General features: G+C 62.0%; 4 protein-coding genes. 1 reads left to right on the forward strand and 3 read right to left on the reverse strand.

Features of this window, described 5'->3' with window-relative positions:
- Positions 1-667: RICIN domain-containing protein (locus RM2_RS24760; RefSeq protein WP_169846809.1), on the forward strand; the 667-nt coding region annotated here is incomplete at its 5' end.
- A 194-nt stretch (positions 668-861) separates the two neighbouring features.
- Here RM2_RS24760 and RM2_RS24295 read toward each other — a convergent pair.
- From RM2_RS24295 to RM2_RS22525, 3 genes are all read right to left on the reverse strand, one after another.
- The gene (locus RM2_RS24295; RefSeq protein WP_445009106.1) at positions 862-1,005 is read right to left on the reverse strand and encodes a recombinase family protein; all 144 of its coding nucleotides are present in this window, start codon (positions 1,003-1,005) and stop codon (positions 862-864) included.
- A gap of 711 nt (positions 1,006-1,716) precedes the next feature.
- A complete protein-coding gene (locus tag RM2_RS22520) occupies positions 1,717-2,508 on the reverse strand; it encodes a hypothetical protein (RefSeq protein ID WP_072691698.1) in 792 nt (263 codons plus the stop codon).
- A 1,777-nt stretch (positions 2,509-4,285) separates the two neighbouring features.
- On the reverse strand, positions 4,286-4,741 hold the full coding sequence (locus tag RM2_RS22525) for a hypothetical protein (RefSeq protein WP_139277906.1): 456 nt from the start codon (positions 4,739-4,741) through the stop codon (positions 4,286-4,288).
- Between the last annotated feature and the right edge of the window lie 489 nt (positions 4,742-5,230).

Consider the following 5,230-nt stretch of genomic DNA (forward strand, 5'->3'; position numbering starts at 1 on the left):
CCCCGTCGGGAACACCCCAGCCGGGGTGGCGGTAACCCCGGACGGGTCCCGCGTCTACGTCATCAACACTGGTGACGATACGGTGTCGGTGATCGACACGGCTACCAACACAGTGGTCAATGCCATCCCCGTCGGCAAACTCCCGAACAGGGTGGCGATCACCCCAGACGGGTCCCACGCCTACGTCACCAACACCCTTGACAATTCGGTGTCGGTGATCGCCATCGACACGGGCACCTCGATCCCCGGGGGCGGAACGGTGTACGGTCTCGACGGCCGTGTCCTGGACATCACGGACGACGGAGTCTTGGACGGCACCCCGGTGCAAATGTGGGACTTCACTGGCGCCCCAAACCAGCAATGGATCTTCACCTCCGATGGTGAAATCCGAAACCCACGCACCGACAAGTGCCTCAATGTTGAAGACACTGGTGGGGGAGGGCAAATGAACGGATCGAGAGTGCAGATCGACCCCTGCAACGGTAGTTCCGATGAAAAGTGGACATTCGACCCAGAAGTAACGGACGGCGGTCAACCTGGCGGCGCGATCATCAATCAGGCCAGCGGCAAATGCCTCGATGTTGCCGATAGCAGGTCCGAAAATGGTGTACCAGTGCAGGTTTGGGATTGCACAGGAGAATTCAACCAACAATGGAACTTTGTCTGAGATGGTGCACCGATGGTTGGGGCTGCCCCGGTGATTGATTTCAGGCCACTGAGAGCTTAGTCAGGTGCTCGGCCGGGGTAACCAGCCGAGCACCTTTCTCGGTCTGTCAAAAATGATGATACCCAACCCCGTTGCCGCTCTTTTTCCCGAGGTGTCCGGCGTCCACCTTGCGCTCGAGTAGCGTCGGGGGGAGCTTAGCCTGAATCCGTGCGGGAGCGTCCGGGCCGGTCCATTTTCGCCACTATCAGGGTGTCTCCGGCGCGGCAGGCCGCCAGCGCCTGCCGCAGATCCTGCCCGTGAGTTGAGCATCGGGCATACCCGATCAGCATTCCGTCCACGAGAGAACAATAGTCCGGCAAAGGCAACCTATACCGGATCAACATGCAGGACTGGCAAGCAGGACACCAGGAGCCGGTGATCGCGCCGGCTCCGATCGAGTCTGACCCCTCACGAGGTTGTCCTGTTGAAGGATCGGTAAACAGGACAGCTACGACCAGCACGAGCCGTAGTCAATTTGACTACGGTTGCGAGTCCACCTGATCGTGTTTCAACTACGGTCAGGTCCAGGTCGTCATGCGCTCGGCATGAGTGCTCACTGAGTCCTCACTGAATCGGCTAGGTGCCTGCCACGCTATTCGGCCGGCACCGGTCACCCCCCTAGGCACTGGGGGAGAGAGAACCAGAGCACCTGGGGAGTGGCCGGGGCGCGTGGCTTCCAGCGATTTCGACCCCCTACCCACCCCGTCGATATCACCAAGGGGGGCGGGTACCTGGACTCTTCCGGTGCCAGTCACGCATTTTTACAGAGTGACCCGAAACTCACGTGCTCGCGATGAGGGGACTCTGATTCCGGCTGACTCACCCTGTGCCCCAGGTTGCGGATTTGATCTCCGTAACTGGCTGGTGTGAGTCTGACTCAAACTTGCCGACTGGCTCACCCTCGTCCGTGGATCGCAGTGTGTACGGATCTCCGGGGGTACACCCGTGTCAGGCTGTGCCGGTCTCCGTGTCTCTCCGTGGCGCTGAGAGCGTCGCACGTGGCGCAAGAGCTAGGCGACCGCGTGCAGCTTCGCTTCGATCTCGGCGCGAGCGTTCTTGCGTGCGGAGATGATCTCGGCGTGAACGTCGTCCTGGTTCCTGCCTGCGTAGAGAAGTTCCTCGGCGCGTTCGCGTTCAGGGCTTCGCATCTTGCGAGTGAGTAGACGGCTGTCGATTGCGTTGAGCGCAAAGGAAACGCGAGCACGCTTTGCCTGTTCCTGGCGCTTTTTGTCTGACTCGGTGGCATCGGCCGCGAACATTGCTCTGACCTGCTCGGCCTCGGCGACGTGATCAACGACAGGAGTGCTTACGGTCTCGGTCTGGTACGTCCAGCGGCGCGCATCGTCTTCGACCTGGACCTCTTCGGGTGCATCGACCTGGATCTCTTCGGGTGCAGGCGCGATACCGGGGAACATTGCTTCCCACGGATCTTGTGCATCGTCTTCGACCTGGACCTCTTCGACCTGTTCGGCTTCGGGTGCAGGCGCTTCGGTCTTCACGGCTTCGAGTGCAGCGTCGACAGCTGCGTTCCTCGCTTCGTCCGTATCGACCCACGGGAACGTACGCCCGTCTGCCTCTTCGAACTGGTGCAGATACCGGGTGAACGCTTGCGCCCACTTGCTCCGACGCTTGCCGCTCGTCCTGGCGTCTTTTGCGAACTGATCCGCGAGAGCGTCGAACATGCCACTGATGCCGAGCCGTTCGGCGTACTTGCGATGTGAGTCGTCCGGCGACCAGTCAGCAGGCAACGCGGCCGGTGCTGTCTTCGCGTCGCTGCTGTCTTGGATCTCCGAGTTATCCACAAATGACGCCGATGCCGCTTCGTCCGCGTTGCGGGGAACTCTCTTAGTTTTTGATCTCGATAAAGGGGTTCTTGATTGTGTGCGTTTTAGCGCACTACCCCCGTGCGTTTTAGCGCACGGGGGTACGACCTGCGGTGATGCATCGGGCGAGTCTGTGACCTGCGGCGATGAGTTATCCACAGGCGCAGCCCGAGAACTACCCCCGTGCGTTGTAGCGCACGGGGGTGTGACCTGCGGTGATGCAGGTGTGTGGGCGAGGACGAACACACTTGAGGTTTGCACCGGGTGCTCGGCGTCGCGGGCGTACGCAACGTCTGTCATGTCACGCTCTCGATTAGTCCAGCGGTGCTGAATGCTCTCGATCAGTCCAGCGGCGTGCAGCTCGCGCAAGTACTTGTCAGCGCATCTGGGTTGCTTCGAGCGGATCGCGGCCGCGAGGGTCTTCCGTGAGACGTACGTCTTGCGGGTCTTCCAGTCGGCGCACCGGATCAATGTGGCGTAGATGGTGAATGCCTGGGGTGTCAGTCCGTAGTCCTGCACGCTGTGGCGGATCATCACGAACTTGTCGTCTTTGGTGCTGGTCACGGTGCCTCTTCCTGGTGGAAGTTGCGCCCCTGCCCCGGTGCTCACCTAGCCGGATTCTTTCGGAAACACACCCCGCGACTTGCGGCGCGGCCTGGTCTCCTGCTGTAATCTGGTCTCATTCGTTTGATTTGGTGAGTCCTGGGTTGGGACGCAACATTTCGCTTTGGGAACCTCCGGCTTGCAGGCTGGGGGTTCCTTTTTTTGTGTTCGATTGGATCGGAGTTTAGGGCACAGTTCCCGACAGGAGCGTTAACCGCGGGATGACTCGCCGGGCGAGCACACAGCCCACAACAACCCATATCCACTGGTAGGACCATCGGGGACTATCCAGCGCCAAGCAACGCGCCCCAGCTCGTCCATGACCGTCGAGTGTGGATCTCCGTAACTTCCCAGCCTCCGTGGGCGTGTCGCCCGATCCCTTGCACGTAGCTACAGGTGGCGGGGAGAAATGCCCTCACTCACCGACCGAAGGAGTGAGGGGGTCGGGGGCTTCCTGGTGATCCGCACGCCCCTACCCCCTACGTCGCAGGTAGCGACCCCCTTTCAACCATGAGGTTGAAAACCCTTCGGCAAAGGGTTCGGGAAGGGTTCTTCGCCGATCGCAGGAGAACACCACGCGGCCAGCCACGTTGTCGGCGTCGGCAAGTTGGCCGGCCACTTTGGGAGTGACAGGGCGTCACTCTCAAACGGGTTCGGCAAAGGGTTCACGCGCACGGGCCGGGATCCTTTCGCCAGCGTCGGCAAGATGATCCGCACGTACGTTTCGGTGCCTGTAAAAAAGGCCGGACACTGACCGATGGGTGTCCGTACCCCCCCGGGGGGTCTAGTGATTCCTGGCGGGGTGTCGATCCGGCCGACACCCTTTGAAGGCGCTCAGGGGCCGCTCAGAGCGACGAACACACCTGCCCGTGTGGATCGGGGGTGGGGTACGTCTGCCGGACCTCATAGCCTGCCGCTGGACTTCTCAGGGTTGCCCCTGAAATCTCGGCGGGGTGTCCACACTATGTACGCCCTTCGGTGCGAGGACTCCCACTGGTTTTGCGTGGTCGCAGCTTCAGTGCAAGAGGTGTGTCGGGATCTGGGTTTGCGGGACTGGACCACGGCCGTAGAACCACTCGGTGAGGTTCCGGTATGGCTGGGACTGCGGGAGGTAAGTCGGGTACGGATCTCACATCCGAACAGGGTTCGGTTCCTACAAGCCGAGACCGTCGACCAGGCGACCGAGCAGGCCGCGTTGTCTCGTGTCCGTCTGCGGTGGCGGGGTCGTGTCCGGTCTTCCCGTGGTGAGCATCGCGAGCGTTCGGCGTAGGTCGGTGATCTGTTCGGCACGTTCAGCGGCCAGTGCTTCGGCAACCTCGGCGCGGCGCTGTAGGTCTGCGAGTTGTGCCTGTACCTCGGTGGTGGTTCGCGTGTCCTGGTGGCCTACGTCGGCGCTCTGGGGCACCGGGACAGCATCGGGGGGCGCTGGCCTACCCGGTGTCAGTCCTGCGTGCAGGAGCGCACTGAGTGGGATCACCCATGCCCCTGCCGAATCCTTGTATGCGCCACCGTTCCGCAGCTGGTCAAGACGGCGCGTGATCGTCTTCCGCGAGACTCGGCACGCTTCGGCGGCCGCGGTCACCGTGAACGTTTGCCCTGGGTTGGTCACATCGGCCAGTGTCCCCCGCTTGGGGGTGACGTGACGTTAGGGCAGCGGGGTCGTGTCGTTAGGTCGGTGTCCTGCCCCATGACGGGCGCTCAGTCGCACGCTGAGCCACGAACGGCACTGCCCTGGTGGACGGGGTGGGGGGTGACTCGCGAATGTTTGAACCCGACGCACCAATTAGCGCCCTCACCCACGGCGAAGCGCGTCGAGGTTTCGAGGGATGCCCCCCTACCCGGGGTTCCGGTAGCAATCGTCGGAAAAACAACGGATATGGCGTAGCCTCCTCAGTCGCACTCTGAGATTGGGAGATGAATGTGAATCGACACAGCATTTTTGGCGGTAGTCGCACGGTCAGAGGGGGCGTCCCGGGTCTTTTCCTCGGCTTGGCGGCGACTATCGCGATGGCGCTGGGTATGGCCGGTATGGGGGCGTCGACCGCAGCAGCGGATACTGTCATCGCCACTGTCCCGGTCGGGAACGGCCCGGTCGGGG

The organism is Rhodococcus marinonascens NBRC 14363, from assembly GCF_001894885.1.
GTDB lineage: Bacteria > Actinomycetota > Actinomycetes > Mycobacteriales > Mycobacteriaceae > Rhodococcus_F > Rhodococcus_F marinonascens.